Below are 20,341 nucleotides of genomic sequence, written 5' to 3'. Positions count from 1 at the left end.
GTCTTGCAGGGTCTTCGGGGCCCGCTCGAGGTCGTCGTGAAAGCTGCCGAGTTTGCCGTACAGGTCGATGAAGAAGCGCTCGGTCCGCTCTGCGCGGTGGACCTCGGCGCCGGGCGTCAGCCGGTCGGTGGGCTCCTCGATCGCGGTAACGCCGGTGTCCTCGTCGTGGTCGCCGACCCGGACACGGAGGCGACGCAGGATGACCCGTTCGCCCTGACGAACGCGCTGGAGGACGAAGTCGTGGTCGTCCTCGTGAAAGATCGCCTCATTGGGCACGACCATCGCACTGGGGCGGCCGCTGACCTCCTCGAGTGTGAGCACCTCGAAGACGCCGTTCCAGACATCACGCATGAGCTGGCGGACCACCACGGACTCGGCGCCGCGGGCCCGGCCCACGACCTCGCCAGCGCTCATCAGATCCTCAGACTCCAGCCATTGCTGCAGCTCGTCGGCGCTCGGTCCCGTCGGCCTTGCGAGGTCCCGAAGCGCCTCCGCGATCGGGCCATAGCCATCCTTGCGGCTCAGGTTGGCGGTCGTCGCGGGGCGGGCTCCGAGAGCGGAGCTGCGGCGATCCATCAGGTCGATCAGGTCCTGCAGGGGCGACGGTCGCGGCTCGGCTTCCTCGTCGTCGTCCTCGGTGTCGTCCCCGTAGGCGTCCCACAGGGCGCGTTCAAGGCGCTCCGTGATGGCATCGCGGTCGTTCTGGGGAAGCCGATCGTCGAGCCAGCGGATCTCGTCGATGTCGCCGTGGACCACGTCCACCGAAGCCACGGCGGCGTCCGTGTCCTTGCCCTCGGGGTAGACGGCGAGCACGAAGCCGTTGGCACGAGGGCGGAGCCTCTCGGCGCGCCAGGTTGGCCCGTTGTTGAAGCTGTCGATCGTCGCGTCGATCGCGGGCGGTCGCGCGGTCGGACGCGCCTCCGGCTTCGCCGCCGGCGACTTCTTCGCCCGAGGGGTACCCGCCAGCTTGTCAGCCACACGCCGCGCGCGGGCGACGACGGGCGCCCAGCCCTTTGCCGCTGGCGATGGCCTCCTCGGCGCGGCGCACGAAATACGCGTACTTCTTGGCCGGGAGCCCCAGCGCCCGGATGGCGCTGCGCGCATCCTCGTAGGTGCTCTCGGGGGTCGGCGTTGGCGCTGGAAGCGGGAGCCGGCACCGGGGCAGGCGCGGGCGCCGAGGGCGGCGGCGCGGCGGCTGGCGTCGGCGCTGGCGTCGGCTCGGTGCTGGCGACATGCGCACGCGCGCGACGCCAGACTGACAACATCATCTTCTCGCTGATCCGCGGCCCACCGACTTTCACCTCGTCCAGGATGATGTCCTTGACGATCTGGCGCGCGTCCGCCACGTCGCCGGTGATACGCGCATGCACATCCGCGGCGAGCCCGGGCGCGTAGCGGACGGCACCGCCGTGTGCGGCGGCCGCGAGGAACTGGCCGCCCTCACCGATGACGTTGAAGGCGTTGGCGGGTGGGCCGGCCAGGGCGACCTGGTATCCGCGGCCACGCAGGATGGCCGCGACACCGCGGAGGATGGTGATTCGCTCCGCAGTTTGGATGGAGTCCTGCACGAGCTTCTCGCGGTCGGCCTTGCTCGCGCGGCCCATGGCCAGCGCGTCGTTCATCGCGGCGTACTGCAACGCGAGGTTCTCGACGACCCGCTGATCGAGCACCTCGGGCGGGTCCGCCGACTCGGCGTCTCCCTTGTCACGCAGCAGGGCCTGCATCTGCTCCACCTGCTCCGCGGTGAGCTGCGATGACGGCTGCGCCTTGGGGGACGCAGGCGGCTTCTCGGCGTCGGCCGCTTCCGGTTCGCTTGGCTCCTCCCTGCCCGCGGACAGGAGGTTCTGCGGGATCTTGCGACCCCACCACGCCAGGCCGATGTCCTTGAGCGCCCCATAGTTCTCGCCGCTCTTCGGGGCGAGCCCCAGGAAACGCTGCCAGCCGGCGCGCGTCGGCGGGAGAATCGAAGCGCCGCGGATCTCCCTGCCGGTGGCGATCGCCAGGCCCTCGGCGTCGACCACGGGCGCCGACTCGTCGCGGTACGATTCGGCCAGGCCGTTGGCGATGCGGGTCTCGAAGCGGGGCCACCACTTCTCGAGCCAGGCGTCGCTGGCGCCGCGCCAGCGCATCGACTCGAACTTGCCATAGCGAAAGACCTCCTCGAGCTTCTGTTCGATCGCCGCCGCCGTGCGCAGATCGTCGTCCTCCGGCCACATGGGCCCGCCCTCGCGCGGGAGCTGCTCGGCCTTGATCGGCGAGCCGGAGAGCGTGCCGGTGTAGCTGACGAGCTGCCAGCCCGGCGAGCCCGCGGCGCGCAGGCCGATCTGATCGCCCTCGTCGCCGCTGACGATCTGGCCGAACTCGAGGAACTCCTGCTGGTCCGGTGCGCCCGCGCGGGGGCGGACGATGCGAAGCCCCTCGTAGACCGGGGCGCCGCCGTCCTCGGGCACGATCGCCTCGAGGTCGCGGACCGCGTACATCCACGGCGCCCAGGGCCACGCGTCGGGGTTGACCTGCTCGAGGTCGGCGAGGCGCTGCTCGCCCTCGTCGCGCAGACGTGCTGCCCGCTCCGCGTCGGTGGTGGCGCGGGCGTCACGGAAGCGGCCCGCCGCCTGACGCAACAGACGCGCCGCCTCCTTGGCGATGCGGGCGCGGGCCTCCTCGGCCTGGCGCTTCCTCTTGTCCTCGAGCAGCGCCCGCGTCTTCTCCTTGTTGCGGGAGATCATCAGCAGGATGTCCTCGGGCGTGAGCTGCTGCTGCGCCGCGGGGTTGTTCGTGTCGCGCACCTGCGACTTGATCAGCTCGCCGAGCCAGCCGGCCTTGCCGTCGATCAGGCTGAAGCGGTAGCCGTCGGTCGAGCCGTCGGCGAAGTAGTAGTAAATGTGCACGGTGCCGAGGGTGTTGCCCTGGCGGACGGCCCGGCCGTTGCGCTGCTCGAGGTCGGCCGGGGTCCACGGCAGATCGAGGTGGTGGATCGTGCAGGTCCGGACCTGCAGATCGACGCCCTCGTAGGCGACCGAGTTGGCGATGACCACGTCGTACTTCGGCGCCGTGGTGGCGTCGCTCGGGCGGGCGCAGGTGCCGGGCGCGGGCGGCTCGGAGGAGAGCCCGTTGAACTCGCGGGCGATGCGGATGCGGTCCGCGGGTTTGGTCTCCTCGGCGTTCAGGATGGCGATGCGCTCGCGCGGGACGCCGTGGCTCACGAGCACCTCGCGCATCCACTGGTGGACCGCGGTCGGCTCGCAGAAGATGATGTGGCCGCAGTGCGGGCTCGCGGCGACCCGCTTCGCGCACTCGGTCAGCTTCGGGCTCTCGTAGGTCGGGCGCGGCAGGTGGCGCTGGACCTCGACCGCTTCGCCGTCCCGGTACACGCGCTTGGTGGCCACGCCGCCCTCGAGGGCTGTCCTGTAGGTGTAGCCGTCCTCGAGCGACGCGTGCAGGGCGATGAGTGAGAGGCGCGCGAGGAGGCCGAGGATCGCGTAGGACTGGCCGCCCTCGGGGTTCGGGTTGGCGAGGACCTCCTCGATCTGCCCGACGTATTCGTCGTACTTGGCCTCCTGCTCGTCGTCCATCTGGATCGTGATCGTCTCGACGATCGGGCGCGGCAGTTTCAGGCCGACCTCGGCGGCGGTGCGGAACTCGCCGTAGGTGAAGATGATCGTGCGCAGGTCGTCGAGGTTCTTGAAGCCGGTGACGGCGCTCTTCTTGGTGACCTCGAAGGACGCGTCCAGCACCTCGCGGTACTCGATCTTGAGGTAGCGGTCGATGAACTGCTCGGGGTCGCGGATGCCGGCCTTCATGAAGGCCGTCGGGTCGATGAACTGGATCAGGTTGTAGAACTCGAGCGGGCTGTTCTTCGCGGGCGTCGCGGTGAGCAGGACGATGCCGGCGCCGCCGGTCTGGCGGCGGACCGCGGCGGCGCGGAAGTCCAGCTGCCAGGCGCGGTCGGAGCCGTCGCCGCCGCCACCCATGAACTTCGGGACGCCGTCCTCGCGGGCTTGCGGCTTGTAGAGGTTCTTGAAGGCAGCGGCCTCGTCGATCACGAGCATGTCGATGCCGATGTCGTCCCACGCGACGCCGGGGTCGTATTGCCAGTCGGCCGGGAGCGCGAGGATCTCCTCGACCCACGCGCGCACGCCGTGCTTGAGCAGGGCCCGGTCGCGCTCGGAGAGGTTCTCCTCCTGGCGGGGGTTCTTGGTCTTCTCCTCGAGGTTGCGCTTGCGCAGGGCGATCGAGCGGGAGACGGCCTCGACCTCCTCGACGTAGGCGAGCACCTGCTTCTCGTTCATCTTGGTCCGCGCCATCGCGTCGAAGCTGAGGACCACGACGTCGACCTGGCCGGTTTGCAGGAGGGTCCACTTCTGGGCCCGCTCCTGCGGCGTGTCGGTCTCGGAGGTGATGAGGCCCTTGCGGGCGCCGCGGCTGATCTGCTTGCGCTTCGAGCCGATCACGACGACGCGGTAATCCGGCAATGTGCACAGGATGTCGTCGTGCCATTTCCAGACGAGCGAGCCCGGCACGAGGATCACGGGGCGGCGCACCCAGCCCTCCTGGCGCGCGCGGGCGATGATCGCCAGCGCCGTGTAGGTCTTGCCGACGCCGACGTCGAAGAACACGCCGCCGCCGCGTTGGTAGAGCACGCGGAGGACACCGGCGATCTGATGCAGCTTGAGCTTCGGCGCGTTCGCCCCCCACCGGGCGATCTCGAGGGGCTCGGGCGAGAATGTGGGGACGATCTTGCCGCGGGCGACGCGGTTGTAGGCGTGGACCAGGCGATCGCGGCGGCCCTCGTCGGCGGCCACGAAGGCCCGGAACGAATCGGCCCACTTCTTCTCCTGGGCGATGCGCCGCTCGGCGAGGCTCTGCTTCTTCGCGGCCCGCTCCTCGCGGGTCATCGGCTCGGACGAACGCTCGCGCTCCTTGGGCGGCTGGAACAGCTCGGCGTCGTGGTTGTAGTAACCGAGGAAGGAGAGCGCCTCGGGGGAGATCGGCGCGACCCGATCGTCGGTGTACGCATAGCCGCGGATCTGCACGAAGCCACCCTCGCGCTCGAGCTCGACGGGGCCGTAGCGGCCGTTGAGGGTCGCGGAGATCCACTCGGCGACGAGGTCGAGGGGGACGTAGCCGTGCTGCGGGCTCAGGTCCACGAGGTCGTCGAACACGGCGGGCTTGATCGCCTCGAGCAGACGGCGGACCTGCACACGGGCCTGCTCGTCGCCCTGGTTGGCCTGCGCCTCGGCGAGGTCGTGGCGGGCCCACAGGTTGAAGCCGGTGAGGTAGGCGTCGCGCGGGAGCAACTGGTCCCACGCGTCGCCGTCGCGGTTCCATTCGGCGGCGAGCAGGGTCGCCAGAGCCTCGTCCTGGGTGAGGGTGCCGCCCTGCTGCTTGTGGAAGGCCATGAGCTGCGCGATGGTCAGCGAGCGCTGCTGGCGGAACAGGGCCTCGGCCTGGGCGAGGATGTCGCCGGGCTGGCCCGTGTACTTCGGCTTGACCGTCGGGGCCTCGCGCAGCGCGTCGATGAGGTCGCCGGTCTTGTCGAAGGCGGACAGGAGCTGCTGCGCTGCGGTTCGCTGGCGGACCTCCGCGAGCTCGCGCAGCGGCTTGGAGCGCCAGGGGTTGCCGAAGTTGGCGGCGAAGTCGACGAGCGCGGCGTGGAGCTCGGGCCACAGCTGGCTGGCCTTGTCGGCCTCGTCGGCGCCGAGCGCCGCGAGGTAGCGGCCGACGCGACGACCCAGCTCGAGCGCGGGGCGCAGGTCGGCGTCGACGTCCGCGGTGGTGCTGTCGTCCTCGCGGGCGACGGTCTGGAAGGCGACCGCCTCGCGGGCGGCGATCGAGCCGAGCACGCAGGCGGTGCACACCGGGCGCGGTGTGAGCGGCGGCAGGCCCTTGAACTCGCCGGTCACCTTGTAGCGCCAGCTGCGGGCCGTACCGGCCTCGTCGTCGCCGCCGAAGGGCGCGTCCTCCTGGCCGAGGATGTGGCCGGGGAACTCCTTGAAGTAGTCGCCGTCGGCGATGAACTGGTCGGCGGCGTCGACCTCGCTGAGCTCGCCGCCGCGGCTGCGCCAGACGAGCAGGTCCATGACGACCGAGGCGCCGGGCACCATCTCTCGGCCCTTCGCGTCGTGGCTGGGCAGGCGGAAGGCGCCGAGCAGGTGGTGGCGGCGTAGCAGCTTCTCGCGCAGGCCGCGGTTCATCGTGCTGCTCATGAAGCCGGCAGGGACGAGGAACACCCCGATGCCGCCCGGGACCAGCAGGTCGAGCGCGCGACGCATGAAGTACGCGTAGGCGCGCTTCTCCTTGTAGGACTCGTCGGGGTCCTCGCGGGCCATCTCGCCGCGCTCGCCATAGGGCGGGTTCGAGACGACGAGGCTGATTGCCCCTTGAAAGCGCCGGCCCTCCTCGCGGACCCAGCGCTCGAAGGGCATGTTGTAGAGGTCGACGTCTGGCCGCAGCGCGCGCAGCAGCGTCGCGCTGACCTTGGAGAACTCGACGGCGGTCCACGCGATCCTCTTGATCTGGCCGCCGGCCTCGAGCGCGAGGCAGCGGCGCGGGCTGAACGCACGGATCAGCCGGCCGATGCCGGCGCTGGGCTCGAGCGCTCGCACGACGCCGTCGTTGCCGGCGAGCTCGGGCAGCAGCGGGCACAGCAGCTCGGCGATCGACTCGGTGATGACGGTCGGGGTGTAGTACGCATGGATCAGGCCGAACGCCTCGGGCACGAAGTCTGGCGGCAGCAGCTTGCGCACGCGGTCGATCGAGAGGCCACCCCAGCCCGAGTACTGGGCGATAATTTGCAAATCCTCGGTGGTGAGCTCACCGGGCTCCTTGGCGAGCACCAGGCGCATCGCCTGCAGATTTGCCTCGGTGCGCCACGCTTTCGTTTGGTGGTCGGGGGGCACCTCCAGCTCGCGCACCGGCGGTTCTTCGGGCACTTGCGGGGAAGGTTTGACGGCGGCCCGGACACGCTCCCACAGCGCGCGAGCGTGGCGATCGAAGCGCGACGCGTCCTGGACACCCTCGCGGAGCCCCAGGACCTTCGCCGTCGTCGCGGCCATCAACGCCCGGAGCTCGGCGGGGTCGCCGGTGTACGCGGGAGCGATGAAAAGCTGGCGGGACGAGTCGCGGACCGCGATCAGCTCGCCGTGGTCGAGGATCGCCAGCGCAGGGAACCGCAGCATCAGCGGGACGGCCTCGCCGCCAGCTGCGCGGATGATCATCGACTCGGCGAAAATGATGGCGAATTCAGCCGCCATCTCCAGTGTCTCCCCGCGAACCACCTCCTCCTCGACTCGCGCGAGGCGTCGGTCCAGCCACTTCATGGCGCGCGCGAGCACCTCCGATTCGACGGTGTAAGCCCGCTGCTGCTCGCGGGTGACGAGCTGTGCGTACGCGGCGAAATCCTCGGGGTAGCGCGGCGGCAGGCCCCGCTTGGCCGTGCGCAGCGTCAGGGCCATTGCGATGAACGCCTGGAGCTCCTCTCGGTTGCGGCGGACGAAACCATCGACGTACTCCGCCGAGTAGTCGGCCGGCAGCGAGGCGCGCCAGCGGGGCAGCAGCTTGTCGAGGACCGTGGCGGCATTCATGGGGACCTCGTGGCGCCGTCGCGCGGAGCGGGCACATTGGTGAGGATGACGATCATTTGGCGCAGCTCCTCGAGGTTCGGGAACCCGGCCGCGCGTGGCGTGTTGGTGTTCATGCGATGCTCCTTGGATCTCGTTGTGCGGCGGTCGCTCGCGCCCGCTTCCACAGGGCCTTTGCGAGCACACCCAGCCGCTCCTTGGTGTCGCGGGGGAGATTGAGTTCCTGGCTCAGGTGCTGAACCTCGGCCTCGACCTTGAACAGGTCGGTGTGCAGGTGATTGAGGGTGCCGCGGCGCGCCGGGTGGATCGCCAGGCGGCCGAAGAAGTCGCGGAGCGCCACGGTCGTGCTCGCGGCGATGACGGCCAGCGCGGGACGTTCGAGCTGCAGGGGCACGGCGTCCCAGCCGTAGGAGCGCAGCACGATCGCCTCGGCCCGCGTCTCGACGTACTCGAGGCCGAAGTTCACGAGGATCAACTGCTCGCGGTAGCCGGCGCGGAAGTCGGCGTCGATCTGCTGCATGAGCCGATCGAGGACCGCCTTGTCCGTGCCCGCGTCGTGCTTGCGCTCGCGCGCGACGACGGGGTCGTAGGCGGCGAACTCCTCGGCCGTCTCCGGCGTCTGGCCGCCCTCGGCGCTGCGCTGGCGGAGCACCTGCGCGACCAAGTCCTCGAGCGCCTCGCGGTGGCGACGGATGAATCCGTCGACATACGCGGGCGCATAGCTGGCGCCCAGACGGGCCCGCCAGCGCGGCAGCAGCCGATCGAGGAGCTGGCCAGGTGTCACCCGTGCTCCTCGTGCTCGTGGTGGGCGTGCTTCTGGCGGCAGGGGCCGCAGCCGCAGCTCGATCCGCAGCTGCCGCAGGCGGCCTTGGCGGGCTCGCCGGGCCAGGTCTCGAAGGTGCCCGCGGCCTCCACGAGGCCGCGCGCGAGCCAGGTGCCGCGCTCGGCCTTCAGGCTGGCGCCGCCCTCGGCGCGCAGCTCGTAGAGCGCGCCGCGCTGGCGGGGGAGCGCGGCGCGGCCCTCCACCAGGGCGCAGTGCACCGCGCCGGCCGCGGCCATGACCCGCCAGCCGTTCGCCATCGGCACCAGCTCGTGGGCGCTGGCGACATTGAGGAGCCCCTGGCTGTCGACGTAGCGCCGACCCCCGACCTTGTAAAGCGATCCAGGTGGGGTGCGCATATTAGTCATCCTCCTCGTCGAGCAGCGACTTGAGCTCATTCTTGAGACTTCCCAGCAGCGCCTTGTCCTTCTCCGCGTCGGCCTTGCTCGCCGGCTCGGCGGCGGGCGCCGCGGTTGGCTTCTCCTCGGTCGTCGGCATGGTCTCCTCCTTCTGCTCGGGCTTCGTCTTGCGCTTCCCTCTCGTCGCGCTACCCGGTTCACGCTGTGGACCTGGGGCGGGGCACGCATTCGCCACCTGACCTGCTGTCACCGGCCCGAACTCGGACTCGGGCCAGCCCGCGTCGTGCAGCTTCTGGGCGTGCTCCTTGGCCTTGCGCTCGGTGAGGAAGCAGCCGACGTGCTTGGGCCAGGTGCCCCCCAGCTCGTAGAACAGCGCCCACTGCGAGCCCTTCGTGATCAGGGCCTTGAACTGGCCCGCCCCCGACCCGGCAGCGAAGCCCTCGTAGTTGTGGTCCCGGACCGGCTCCCACGCGAGCGCGGTGTCGCGGCGGCCGGGCTTGTTGTCGCCGCCGCCGGGCTTCTTCGCCGCCTTCGCCGCCTTCGCCGCCTTCGCCTTGGCCTGCGTCTTCCGCTTGTCCGCGGCCTTCGGGGCGACCACCGCTTCCGGCTCGGGCTCGCCGTCGACCTCCTCGTGCTCGGTCTCGGCGGGTGCGCTGTCCTTCGCAGCTCCGGCCCCGCCCTTGGCGCCGCGTCGCGGCGCCGAGTTGGCCGCGCGCACCTTCCCGCCCCGCGCGGGCACGCAGGTGATGCGGCCGTCCGAGTTCTGCTCGATGACGACCACCTCGCCCGATTCGCTCTCCTCCAACGTGACCTTGACGTGCTGCAATCCCCACTTCACGCGCCACCTCCCATTGATCTGTCTATCCAAACCGCGCTGCTCGAATCGTCATGCGCGGGGTTCGTGACGGCGCGCTCAAGCGCGGCGCCGTCGGTTCATTCCATGCACTAACGAGTCTCGGCGTTCCTCCCCTTGATCCAGTAATAGGCGGCACCGGCCACCGCGGCCGCGGTCCCTCCGCCCACGGCGATCGCGGTCTTCCAGCCGCCCGATCGTGGGGGCTGGCCGCGGACATCATCGAAGGGCAAACCCCCGGCCGGCGGCGGCGGCTCCGGGAGCGGCGTGCCGTCGTCGCTCGGGAGCTTCGCCAGGCGCCCGAGGTGCTGGCTCATCTGCGCCGGGCTGTTGTTCACACCGGACTCGCGCAGCTTCTGGGCGAACACAGGATCCGCGTCCTGGGCGTCCCTGAGATTGACCCGGAAGCGGGCCTCATGGGCGAGCAGCAGCTTGCGGACGGCGATGCACTTGTCGTGCAGCGCCTTGTTGCTGCGAAACGCGCCGTGGGCCTCCTTGCCGTCGACGTCGTCCGGCCGCACGTACGCGGACACGAGCGTCGACTCGAGGCAGCGCGTCTGCATCTTGACCATGTGGTCGCAGGCCGGGCTGATGATCGCCTCGTCGGGGCGCCGGTACCCGGTCAGCCGCTCCTCGCCGGTGGGCCAGGCGACGCAGCGGTAGCCCTCCGGCGCCTGGTGCCCCGGTGTGCTGTGCGCCGCGCCCCGCACCCCGTTCGGATTGTTCACGGCCGTCCAGAAGTTCTCGTTCGTAGCGACGTAGCCGTCCGCGTCCACGTAGTGCGGGGAGCGGTAGTTGACGTCCGGGTGCTGGGCCGGGAGTTTGGCGTCCTTGCTGTCCCAGCGGTCGTGGGGCCAGGCGGGGAGCTTGCGGGTCAGATTCTCCTCGATGAAGAGGCAATCCGTCCACGTCTCCCGGCTCGCTGGGCCACGCTTGAAGATCTCCGGGGTCACGAACGGCGCAGGGTGCGGGCGCATGAGGTTCGGGATCCCCAGCCGGATATCCTTGGTCTGGGTGCAGATGTACGGCGCGAGCAGCTCACCGATCGACGCGTCGGTCTTGTAGAGCCCAAAGCCGGAGTCGAAGAACTGGCCGAAGTAGTCGGCCCAGGCGCTCTTGATGGCGCGCGCGTCGACCTTGTACATGTCGGGGCTGCCGGCCTTCTCGGCCTGCTTCCACATGCCGCCCGCGACCTGGCCCGTGCTCGGGAAGAAGTCGCCGACGTTGGTGACGATGCCGCCCCAGCCGATCTCGCCGTAGTCGTACCAGAGCCGGCGCAGCTTCGCGATGGGTGCGCTGCCGGGGATGCGCTGCAGGTGGCCGGCGACTCGGATCGTGTTGGGGATGCAGCCGAGCTGTCCCTCGGCGTAGGGGATGTCGCCCCCGATCACCGGCGCCCAGACCTGGCCGCCCTTGTACTCCTTGCCGTCCCGCGCGGCCTTGCGGAGTTCCCAGTCGGCGAGCTCGTACGGGGGGAGCCAGATCCCAGTCCAGTCGACGCCTTGCCCGAAGATCTGGAGCAGAAACTGGTTGACGATGTCCTCGTCGAGGCTCTTGGAGTAGGTCTCCCAGGGCAACAGCAGTTCCGGCTCGGATTCCTTTGGGGCGGTGAAGACCCGAAAAAGAAACATGGCGACCTGCACCACGGCGCCGAGGATCTGCCCGACGATCGGGATCGATGAGACTGCCGCGATGGCGATGTCCAAGCCGACGCTGACGAGGGACTCCAGCAGCCGGCTGGGGTCCATCGTCTGCGGGAACGCCACCTTGGCGAAGAGGCCTGCGGGCCCATCCTTGGAGATCCAGGCGACCTGAGACAGGGAATCGTTCAGAATATCGCCGACGAGCGTGGCCTTGGCGTAGTTGACCAAGGCGAGGCCTTTTCGCCAAGCGTCGGCCTGCTGTTGGCACAGGAGCCGCTCGCCGATGGAGAGGAGATTGTTGACGTCGCCGGCTGCCCTGGCGATCGCACGATACTTGTCGCTGAGTTGGCTGTCGTTCGACGCGAAGGGCGACGTGAAGACATCCGGCACGTTCTGGAATATTGTGAGATTCTGGTTCAGCATCATGTCAGGATCCCTCTGACAGAAGAGTCTGGAGACAGGCAGGGTGGCCCCCTCGGTGTTGGGGGCACTCCTGCGCGTCGTTGCAGCGCGGCGCGCAGATCTTCTGCTCTTCGCCATCGGTACGCAGGCGTTCTCGAACCCTTCGAACACGGGGCAGTCGACGAAATCGGAACACTTCGGTGAGCAAACACCATTCCCAGAGCACACCAGGTCGGGCTCGCACAGGTCAGACGTGACTTGATCATCCCACACGCACGACCCCCAAACTTGCACCGTACCATCCTCCGGGCGGGTGGGTGCATCCTCGCCGCACGCGAGGAGAGGGGCCAGGAGGAGGCTCAGGGTGACGACATTGCTGATCCGCATCTGCGAATCATAGGGCGGTGCGATACCGCCCGTCGACCCCAAAGTACGCTGTTCAGCCAGCACGGGCCACCTCCTCGACCTGCGCGCGCAGGCACGGGTCGCTGGTGGTGGCCACGAGGCGCTTCATCTCCGGGGCCCACGCCAGGGCCCGCAGGGTCGCCCGCCGCACGGCGAAGAAGCTGGCGAAGCGCTGGACGATGTAGTTGTAGGCCGCCGCCGGGAGGCGCCCGCGGGGGCCGTCGATGCCGGCGACTTGCAGGCTGCCTTGATGCACGTGCAGGAGGCCGCCGCGCTGGTAGAGCTGGCCAACCGCAGCGCGGCCTGGCTGGTATGCCGGGAGGCGGGCGATCAGCGGGGCCGTCTGCGCAGCGAAGTGGCGGTAGATCGTGACGACCTGGCGCGCATCCTGCTGCAGGTTCGTCTCGGGCTGGAGGAACGACACCGCGACGCGGAACGCCTCGACCGCGGGGGCGCCCGTCGGCGAGATCCAGCGCAGCCCCGGACCGGTGGCGTCGAACCGCGAGCTGTACACCCACGGGAAGGTGCCGAGGTGCAGCACGAGCGGCGTGTCCCAACCGCAGCGGCTCTCGGCCCGCGGCGGGGGGCCCGGGCCAGCCGTCGCCGAAGTAGCCCGGGATGGTGTCGGGGTAGAACGCGCGAGCGAGGCCCCCGCTCTCGTCGGCGTAGCAGGCTCCCGACTCGAGGGTCGTAGGATCGACGCTCACGCGCCACAGCTCGCCGCGCCTGCGTCCAGCCGTGATGAGCTGCTCGAGGACCGCGGCCTGCGTGGCCGCCTGCTTGTCGGTCACCGCTGGCCGGGTCTGTCGCATGCGGGCCATGAATGCGGCCATGCCGGCCTCCGCCGTGGCGACCACCCACTCGCGGGCGCCGCGGCGGCGATCGAGCTCCTGCGCGAACTGCTGAGAGAAGCCGAGAGTGTCGGCGATCGACTCCCACGCCTGGCGAGACCAGGTGCGGGTGTCGACCGGCGAGCGCAGGTCGAAGTCACCGGCCAGGTCGGCGAGCGCCTCGATGTCAGGGCCGTAGCAGGTGAGATCGGTGGTCATGCGAGCTCCTTGGGCAAGCTGCCGACGAGGCCAGCGAACACGGCGGGCACGCCCGGCCACGCCGACGCGTCCAGCTTCGGCGGGATGGTGGCCGCATCGCTGAGGTCGATGCCGAGGGCCTGGGCGTCGGCGAGGAAGCGGGCCCGGACGTCGTTGTAGGTGGCGTTGCCGCGGCCGCTGCCGAGCAGGCCCGGGTTGGCCCAGCCGACCTTGATGTCGGCGATGTCGTCGACGCGGTAGTTGGCGAGCAGCCGCTGCATGTACACCGCGGCGCCAAAGGCCGCGGCCCGCGGCTGGAACAGCAACTCCGGCGGCGCCTTCAGCAGCGGCGCCTTCTTGCCGACCTCGGGCACCCCGGTCCACAGGAAATACGGCGCGAGCTCGCCGAACAGGCCCCCGCTGCCGAAGTCGGCCGCCTGCTCGCCGTACTTGAGCGGCGGGTTGCGGCCCTTGTTGTTGTCGTACGCACGGCGCGAGCTGTCGCGCTCGTCCTGCTCGGCGGCCGCGTTGCCGTTGTGCGCGGCCGTCACGAACCGCGACTCGCGGTAGCTGATCACCGCGAACACCCGCGCCGATCCATCGATGCGCGAGACCTCCTCCATCGTCATGAACAGCGCCCGCAGATCGTTCGGCGTCTCGCCCCAGTTGCTCAGGAGGTCGCCCTTGACGTCGCTGGCCTTCGGCAGCGGCGCCAGATCGATCGTCGGCGGGGGACTTTGCTCGCCGGGCGCGGGCGAAGCCGGCAGGCTCGCCGCGCTCGCCCGCCGACTGTAGAGCAGCGCGCCGCCGATGCCCGCGACCCCGAGGGCCGTCCCCAGCGTGACCCATACACCGCGGTTCATGGCGCCTCCTGGGAGGCGAGCGCCTCCTCGAGCCGACGCCGGGCGCGGTGCTCGGCGTATGTGTAGATCACGGCCCCGGCGGCGACGACGACAACAGCCCCGGCCGCGAGCATGGCCGGATGTGTCCACGGGATGACCGCCTCGCCCGCAGCTTGCGGTACCGGCAGATCCTTGCCAGCGCCGTCGCCACCCGTGCCGGTCTCCTTGACCTGCCCCGCGGTCGCCCCGGACGGACTGATCCAACCCTGCGGGCCGATCCACTTCACGATCGTCTGCGTGTCCCAGGCGTCGAGCGCCCGGTACAGCGGCTCCCATGCAGCCGCCTCCGGCGTCCCGCGATCGGGCAGGCGATTGCCAGGATCGATGTCCGCCGATTCGGCCTGACCCCACAGCAGCACGAGCGCCAGCGGCCACGGGTCGGGGCGCGGCGTGGCAGCGATGCCGCCGATGCTCGCACCCACCGCGCTCCGCGGCGCCGTCGCCCGCACCGCGGACCACGGCCAGTCATTGTTCGTCGGCAGCTTGCCCACGCGCGCCATGAAGTCGGCACGCGCGCCCTCCTTGGCGTCGACGTAGGCCGCGTGAACGAGTTGGGACACGTCCGTCTCACGCCGCAGCCGTTCTGCGCCCTGCGCGACCCGTTCGAGCACGGACAGCTCGACGAGCAGGGTCGCGCGATGCGAGTCGAGTAGCATGGCCTACAGCCCTCCCTGATAGCGCCCGCACAGGCGATTGCCGGGGTGGACCAGCGCGATCTCGATGTCGCAGACCATCGGCTGGCCAGCGACCGCCGCCGTGCCCTCGAGCGCGATGCCGTCGTCGTGGCTGACGAACTGCACCTTCGACCACTTGACGTCGATCATGCCAACCTCGGCCTGCCACGACTTGCGGGTCACGTTGTCGACCATGTGCAGCTTGCCGTTGTTGTTGTGACCCGCGTAGCGGATCGTCACGTAGCAGCCCTGGAAGCGCGGGTAGAGGCACAGCGAGGTCGACGGGATCACGCCGGTGCCGTTCTCGGTCGCGACCAGGAGCCCCGTGTTCGGGTCGTAGATGAAGTTCGGCTGCCAGACCGTGCCGAGGTTCGGCGCGAACGCGACGCCGGTGTCGCGGATGATGCGGAAGCGGGTCGGCATCACGTAGGGCTCGTGACGCAGGCCCCACTCGACCGAGTTCTCCTCGTTCATCTCGTTGACGCTGAGCACGATCTGAACGCGACCGCCGTCCTGCGTCAGGAACGACAGGCGGTCGCCGGGGTAGACCACGACGTACTGGATCGCGGGCTTGAGCGTGATCTCCTGGCGAAAGGAACCCGTCGCGTCGGAGGCCACCACGCGGGCCTTCGACTCGGGGTTCCACGACGAGGACGCGATGCCGACGAGCTTCACGGCCACCGGCGAGAGCAGGCCGCCGAGGTCCGCGGCGAGGACCCCGTGGGGGCCGACGATGTCGACCTTGTAGTAGCGCTGACCCGTGACGATCGCGGCGTCGCGGTTGAAGTTGGCGAGCGACACACCGTCCCAGTCGGTCTCGGTGTTCAGCTCGACGGTGAGGATTCATTGGCCATGGTGGTGTCCTCCGGGGCTCACATCGGCGCGGGGGCGCAGCCGCAGCGGGCCTTGCAGAGCTCGTAGAAGCGGGAGTTGTCGTAGAAGATGTTGACGTGGGCCGAGTCGAGGTTGTTGGCCGCGCCGCCGTTGCGGATCTCGACGGCCAGCGTCTCGAGGCTGCCGATGTCGTACGGGGCGCCGCGGTACTCGGGGAAGGGCACCGCGACCTGGCCGCCATCCTTGTTGAGGAAGATGTTGCCGTCGTAGTTGTTGCCGACGGTCATGCCCAGGCTCGAGTCGACGCCGCCGGGCACGAGATAAAACTGCACGGAAAAATCCGGAGTAGTTATTTCCGCCCCCGGCGATGTTCATATCGATGCGGATCACGGTCGGCGTGTAGCCCGGGCGCGGGCGGTGGGTGAGCCGGATCTTCTTGCCGGGCGGGACCGGGAAGGCGTTGACGTAGGGGTCGCCGAGACCGGTGACGATCTCGGACAGCTTGACCTGGTTCAGGCCGCTGTTCTCGTCCAGCGTGCGCTGCGAGAAGTTCACGTTGCCGGGGCACAGGAAGTTGCGGCACAGCATCTCGAGCGCGTCGCAACGGCTCATGGTGGCCCGGCAGCGCTCCTCGAAGGTGCTCATGTACCGCTCGACGTCCGGCATCCGGTCGGTGCAGCGAATGACCCGCTCGAAGAAGCCGGGCATGCTCGCCATCCTGCGCAGAAACTCGAGCATCTGCTCGTTGACGTCGCCCTCGCGAGGCAGCGCCTCGACCTTGATCAGTTTTCCAGAATCCATTGCTTCATCTCCTTCGTTGGACAAACAGGTTCACCAGCCGCGCACGGACGTGCGCGGGCCATTGTTCGATTGCACTCAATGTTCGTACTTGAGATCAGCTCAGGTCGGGCGGCCCGGCACGAGGCCGAGGAGCGCCGCGATCTGTTGCTCGGGGCCGGGGCCGCTGGTCGCGGTCGGCGAAGTAGGCTCGGGCGCGGGGCGGCGAGCGCGGGTCATCAACGCGATGAACTCCGCGTCGACGGCGTTGGCCGGCGTCAGTGCACTGGGTGTCGCAGCCGCTGCGGGCGGCGGCTCCGGCGTGGTGCGGCGCCCGCGGGCCATGAGTGCCATGAACTCCGCGTCGACGGCGTTGGCCGGCGTGAGCGGCCCGCCCGGAGCGGCGGCCGCGGGCTCGGCCGGGGCCGTGGAGGCGGCCGCGGGCTCGGCTGCGCGAGGCAGCTCGAGCAGCGACCACGAGACCATCAGCACGTAGCCGCGATCCGGGCTGACGTCGCGGACCGACTCCGCTGGCACCTCCATCTTGATCTCGAGGCCGGCGTCGGCGACCGCGTGGACGAGCGCCCGATCGGAGTGACCGGTCAGGACGCGCCGCACGTGCGCGAGGACCTGGCCGCCGCTCACGGCATCGCCTCCGGCTGCGCGGTGAGCAGCCTGTAGAGGGCGGCGCCCGTGATGTACGAGAGGCCGCCGGCCGCGAGCATCGATCGGCCCGACAGGCTGATCGGCAGCGCCAGGCCGGCGACGGTGGGCACCACGCCGAGGGGCGCCACCGCGGGCACACCCTTGATCGCCGCGTTGTTGACGGCCTTCTGCGCGAGCGCCCCGCTGATCACCCCGAGGGCCGCGCTGACGGCCACCATGGCGACCTCGGTGACGCGGCCCTGGCGGATCGCGGTGACGAGCTGGCCCGCCTCCGTGTCCGTGTCGGCGCGACGGATCGCCTGCGCCGTGTCGAGGTCATGCCCCTTGTAATAGTTGGCGACGGCCGTCCGAACCGTCGTGCCGATCGAGCCCTCGGCCTGGGCGAGTACCTGTCCTGCGGACCATGTATTGTTCTGAGCCATCTCCCGTTCCCTCCCTATTTCTCTCCGGCGACTGCCCTCAGCAGCCCACCCAGAAAGTCCGCCCAGCCCGGCGACGGCTCCCTGCGTGCGCGCGCCGCGGTGTTCGCCCCGGCCATCGCAAACGTCTCCTGCAGTTGGACCGTCTTGACGCTGCGCCCGAGCAGGTCGATGTCCGCGAGGCTCTGGCTGGTCAGCTTGCGCTGGCGGGCCGCCTCGTCGGCGAGCTCCCGCTCGCGCTGGATGAGCACGGCGCCGGATTGCCGCGTCCAGTTCAGCATCTCGCGGTTGAGATCGACGTAGCCCTGATGAAGGTCGCCGAAGGTCTGACGGAGCACCGCCCCGTAGTCCTTCAGCTTGTCCGGGTCCGGCGGAGCAGCCTGAACCTCGGGCACGGCCGAGGTGGCGGCCGCGGCCGCTAGGGCCAGCTTCATCAGCCGGTGCTGCTCCTCGGTGACGAGCTGCCCATCGATGTAGATGCCAGCGTCGGGGAGCAAGTGCAGCCACGTGACCACGTTGGCGGGGACCTCGTTCTCCTCGACGTCGTCCTCGCGGAGGAAACCCCCTCCCGACGTGCAGACAACAACTCGCATCGACCGCATCGACCATCCCTCCCGTGAACTTCATCAGACAAGCCGAAGAAAGCGATGTGTGCAACAGGAATTTTTGCGAGGTCGCGGGCAAGGGTGCGCATCGTTATGTGCGTAGATGCGCTGGGCAATCGCGCCAGTCACCGCGAGGTGTCGGATAAGTTCCCGGGCGGTCCCCGGACGGTCCCCGGGCGGTCCCCGGCGGGCGGTCCCCGAGCGGTCCCCGATAGGTCCCCGCGCCGCTTCGTTCGAACAACGTAGCGACACCATAAACAACGTTCTACCGTCGCCCGACAGCGTCGAACAGGCTGCATTCCCAAGCCGCTATCACAGCACACGGGTGACGATCAGAACGCGATCGGACCAGGCATCTTTCGGCCCCGCAAAGTGCCTGCTAACTTTGGCGCCGCGAGGGGACGTGGGAGCGGCGGTGGAGTCGAAAGACCTGGTCGTCGACCAGGTGCTCGTGGAGTACCAGGCGTACTGCGCGGGGCAGCTGTCGGAGCGGCTCGGGACGACCGAGGCCCCCGACGGCGCAGTCGAGTATTGCGGCGACGAGGACGACCCGGCGCACTGGGCCATCTGCTACGTGCGGGCCTCGGACGGCGTGGTCCGTCCACTCGTGGTCGGCCAGCGGGCGCGCGTCCTCGACGAGTTCAGCGCGATGGACCGGCGCGGCATGCCGTTCTGGGACGCTCTCCTCTTCCCGCCGCCCGTCGCGGTGATCGGCGGCCACGAGTACCCGTTCAAGGCCGCGGGCGGCCGCCACCTGCTCGGCGTCGTCAGGCTCGAAAGGCAGGCCGTGCTGCTCGCCGCCGCCGACGATCGACTCGTCGCCGTGCTCCTCGTCGACGGGGTGGCGACCACGTTCCCGCTCGGGCGGCCCCAGGCGCTGCGTGAGGTCGACGTCGACCTGCTGCGTGCCTTCTCGCGGCCAACCACCGCAGCGACCACGAAGCCGCCCGACGAGCCGCTTCGACCGTCGCCGCGAACAAAGGCCCACCACATCCGGATCGTGCCCGGCCGCAAGGTCGAGCTGGGCGGCGGGCCCACGATCTCCGAGGTGCTCGAGGCCGCGTTCGCGGACATCGAGGCGCGGGCCACGACCCCGCGGACGCAGCGTCGCAAGCAGCCCGCGGCCGCTGGCAAGCCGGCATCACCCAAGGCGGCCACCAAGCGAGCCAAGCCACCAAGCGAGCCAAGCTCATCGGCAAGAAGGCGGTGCCCGTCGTGCTGGAGTACCTCCGGAGGATGGCGCTGCGAGGCTGCCGCGACCTCGTGGGCCTCACGGGCGACATCATCCGGGCGATCCAGGCGCGCTGCGAGGATTTCAAGATCACCGGCGAGGCCTTCGCCGACGCGCTGAAGTTGATCGCCTCGACCGGCACCTGCTTGATCGGTCCGCGTGATAGCGGCGGTCGGATCTGGGAGATCAAGCTCGCCGGGCTGAACGACCCGACCTCCGCGCACCACATCCGGCTCTGCCGCGAGACCCGCAGCCGCGTCCTCCTCGAGGAGGCAGCGGCAAGCCAGCGCGCGGCCGCTGGCGATAACGCGGCGCAGGCTGACACCCAGGCATCGCCGGTGGCCGCCAGGGATGTGCTGGGCCCGGCTCGTGGCCAACCCCGCCCGGCCCAGGCGAGGAGGCGCCGGGCGATGCGGCCGACACGCGCAACGCTGCCGAGAGCGCCTCCACGGGCGAGGCTCGAGGCACACCCGCGGCCTCTGACCTGCGCACTCAGAGCACAGGCTGCTCCGCGGACCCGACTCCGTCGGTCCCGACCGACACGGGGCATGGCCCTGCCCCAGGGGAGGTGCCTGCCTGCCCCGTAGTTGCAGCGGCGCGGGCCGAGACACTGGACCTCGTCGACCAGCTCGGCATGAACCCGATCGGCGGGCATATGCTGCTCCTCTGGTGCCTCCTACCATTCGATGAGCCACGCACCCCCGCGACGAGCCTCGACGCGGTCGTTGTCGAGGATACGTCGCCGCACGCCCAGGCGACGCCGACGACCATCGCGGCGAACGACGGCCCGGCCCATGTCGAGTGCGCCTCGCCGGGTGTCGATGGTCGCTACCTGCGAGGCCTCGATGCAGGGCGACGAGAGCACGCCGATCAGCGGCGACCCTGAGGGGCAGAGTGTCGAGCTCGGCCGCGCCGAAATCGTCGTCCACGTGGCTCGCCGAGCGCCGGTGGGCGAGGCGCCGCCGCTCCATCCACGCCACGCATTTACCCCGGTCCAGCCGGAGCCGCGGTGCAGAGACCTTGGCACCCTTGGACCGCGGGGCCCGCCGCTCACGGAGCGCGGCTGACCCAGCCGAACGACGCCCGCAGCAAGGCGACCTGCCGAGGCCGAAGGTGGGCCGTCATGCTGCGACGCCGGGCGGC

At 70.0% G+C, this 20,341-nt stretch carries 14 protein-coding genes; 1 reads left to right on the top strand and 13 read right to left on the bottom strand.

Annotated features, from left to right (window positions below; all coding sequences use genetic code 11):
- Positions 1-584: 584 nt before the first annotated feature.
- The 13 genes from IPJ59_RS24925 to IPJ59_RS24865 all read right to left on the bottom strand — a co-directional run bounded on the left by IPJ59_RS24925 (position 585) and on the right by IPJ59_RS24865 (position 17,877).
- The gene (locus tag IPJ59_RS24925; RefSeq protein ID WP_293273588.1) at positions 585-7,583 is read right to left on the bottom strand and encodes an SNF2-related protein; all 6,999 of its coding nucleotides are present in this window, start codon (positions 7,581-7,583) and stop codon (positions 585-587) included.
- A 109-nt stretch (positions 7,584-7,692) separates the two neighbouring features.
- A complete protein-coding gene (locus tag IPJ59_RS24920; protein ID WP_293273587.1) occupies positions 7,693-8,364 on the bottom strand; it encodes an SRPBCC family protein in 672 nt (223 codons plus the stop codon).
- Positions 8,361-8,759, bottom strand: a complete 399-nt coding sequence (locus IPJ59_RS24915; RefSeq protein ID WP_293273586.1) for a hypothetical protein — start codon at positions 8,757-8,759, stop codon at positions 8,361-8,363. The genes IPJ59_RS24920 and IPJ59_RS24915 overlap by 4 nt, the downstream gene beginning before the upstream one ends.
- A gap of 1 nt (position 8,760) precedes the next feature.
- A complete protein-coding gene (locus IPJ59_RS24910) occupies positions 8,761-9,597 on the bottom strand; it encodes a hypothetical protein (protein WP_293273585.1) in 837 nt (278 codons plus the stop codon).
- 107 nt (positions 9,598-9,704) lie between these two features.
- Complete coding sequence (locus tag IPJ59_RS24905) at positions 9,705-11,681, bottom strand: hypothetical protein (RefSeq protein ID WP_293273584.1); 1,977 nt, start codon at positions 11,679-11,681, stop codon at positions 9,705-9,707.
- A gap of 415 nt (positions 11,682-12,096) precedes the next feature.
- Entirely contained in the window at positions 12,097-12,603 is a 507-nt protein-coding gene (locus IPJ59_RS24900; RefSeq protein ID WP_293273583.1) for a hypothetical protein, read from the bottom strand.
- Between the two features lie 504 nt (positions 12,604-13,107).
- Positions 13,108-13,953, bottom strand: coding sequence for a hypothetical protein (locus IPJ59_RS24895; protein WP_293273582.1), 846 nt, complete (start codon positions 13,951-13,953; stop codon positions 13,108-13,110).
- Positions 13,950-14,648: a hypothetical protein gene (locus tag IPJ59_RS24890; protein WP_293273581.1), complete on the bottom strand. Its 699-nt coding sequence runs from the start codon at positions 14,646-14,648 to the stop codon at positions 13,950-13,952. The genes IPJ59_RS24895 and IPJ59_RS24890 overlap by 4 nt, the downstream gene beginning before the upstream one ends.
- A 3-nt stretch (positions 14,649-14,651) precedes the next feature.
- Positions 14,652-15,467, bottom strand: a complete 816-nt coding sequence (locus IPJ59_RS24885; protein WP_293273580.1) for a hypothetical protein — start codon at positions 15,465-15,467, stop codon at positions 14,652-14,654.
- A gap of 71 nt (positions 15,468-15,538) precedes the next feature.
- On the bottom strand, positions 15,539-15,832 hold the full coding sequence (locus IPJ59_RS24880) for a hypothetical protein (RefSeq protein ID WP_293273579.1): 294 nt from the start codon (positions 15,830-15,832) through the stop codon (positions 15,539-15,541).
- Positions 15,833-16,400: 568 nt separating this feature from the next.
- Entirely contained in the window at positions 16,401-16,922 is a 522-nt protein-coding gene (locus IPJ59_RS24875) for a hypothetical protein (protein WP_293273578.1), read from the bottom strand.
- Positions 16,919-17,365 (bottom strand): hypothetical protein, encoded by a 447-nt coding sequence (locus tag IPJ59_RS24870; protein WP_293273577.1) that lies wholly within the window; start codon positions 17,363-17,365, stop codon positions 16,919-16,921. The genes IPJ59_RS24875 and IPJ59_RS24870 overlap by 4 nt, the downstream gene beginning before the upstream one ends.
- Before the next feature lie 14 nt (positions 17,366-17,379).
- The gene (locus IPJ59_RS24865; protein ID WP_293273576.1) at positions 17,380-17,877 is read right to left on the bottom strand and encodes a hypothetical protein; all 498 of its coding nucleotides are present in this window, start codon (positions 17,875-17,877) and stop codon (positions 17,380-17,382) included.
- Between the two features lie 505 nt (positions 17,878-18,382).
- Between IPJ59_RS24865 and IPJ59_RS24860 the strand changes: the two genes are divergently transcribed.
- Positions 18,383-19,318: a hypothetical protein gene (locus IPJ59_RS24860; RefSeq protein WP_293273575.1), complete on the top strand. Its 936-nt coding sequence runs from the start codon at positions 18,383-18,385 to the stop codon at positions 19,316-19,318.
- Positions 19,319-20,341 lie beyond the last annotated feature (1,023 nt).

Source organism: Nannocystis sp. (genome assembly GCF_016714285.1).
GTDB lineage: Bacteria > Myxococcota_A > Polyangia > Nannocystales > Nannocystaceae > Nannocystis.
Note: the sequence above shows the minus strand (reverse complement) of the source record. Positions and strands in the feature narration are given on the sequence as shown.

Excerpts from the sequence above, each read along its gene's own strand:
- IPJ59_RS24870 (WP_293273577.1), bottom strand. The coding sequence starts at position 17,365 with ATGGCTCAGAACAATACATGGTCCGCAGGACAGGTACTCGCCCAGGCC.
- IPJ59_RS24890 (WP_293273581.1), bottom strand. The coding sequence starts at position 14,648 with ATGCTACTCGACTCGCATCGCGCGACCCTGCTCGTCGAGCTGTCCGTG.
- IPJ59_RS24905 (WP_293273584.1), bottom strand. The coding sequence starts at position 11,681 with ATGATGCTGAACCAGAATCTCACAATATTCCAGAACGTGCCGGATGTC.
- IPJ59_RS24925 (WP_293273588.1), bottom strand. The coding sequence starts at position 7,583 with ATGAATGCCGCCACGGTCCTCGACAAGCTGCTGCCCCGCTGGCGCGCC.
- IPJ59_RS24915 (WP_293273586.1), bottom strand. The coding sequence starts at position 8,759 with ATGCGCACCCCACCTGGATCGCTTTACAAGGTCGGGGGTCGGCGCTAC.
- IPJ59_RS24895 (WP_293273582.1), bottom strand. The coding sequence starts at position 13,953 with ATGAACCGCGGTGTATGGGTCACGCTGGGGACGGCCCTCGGGGTCGCG.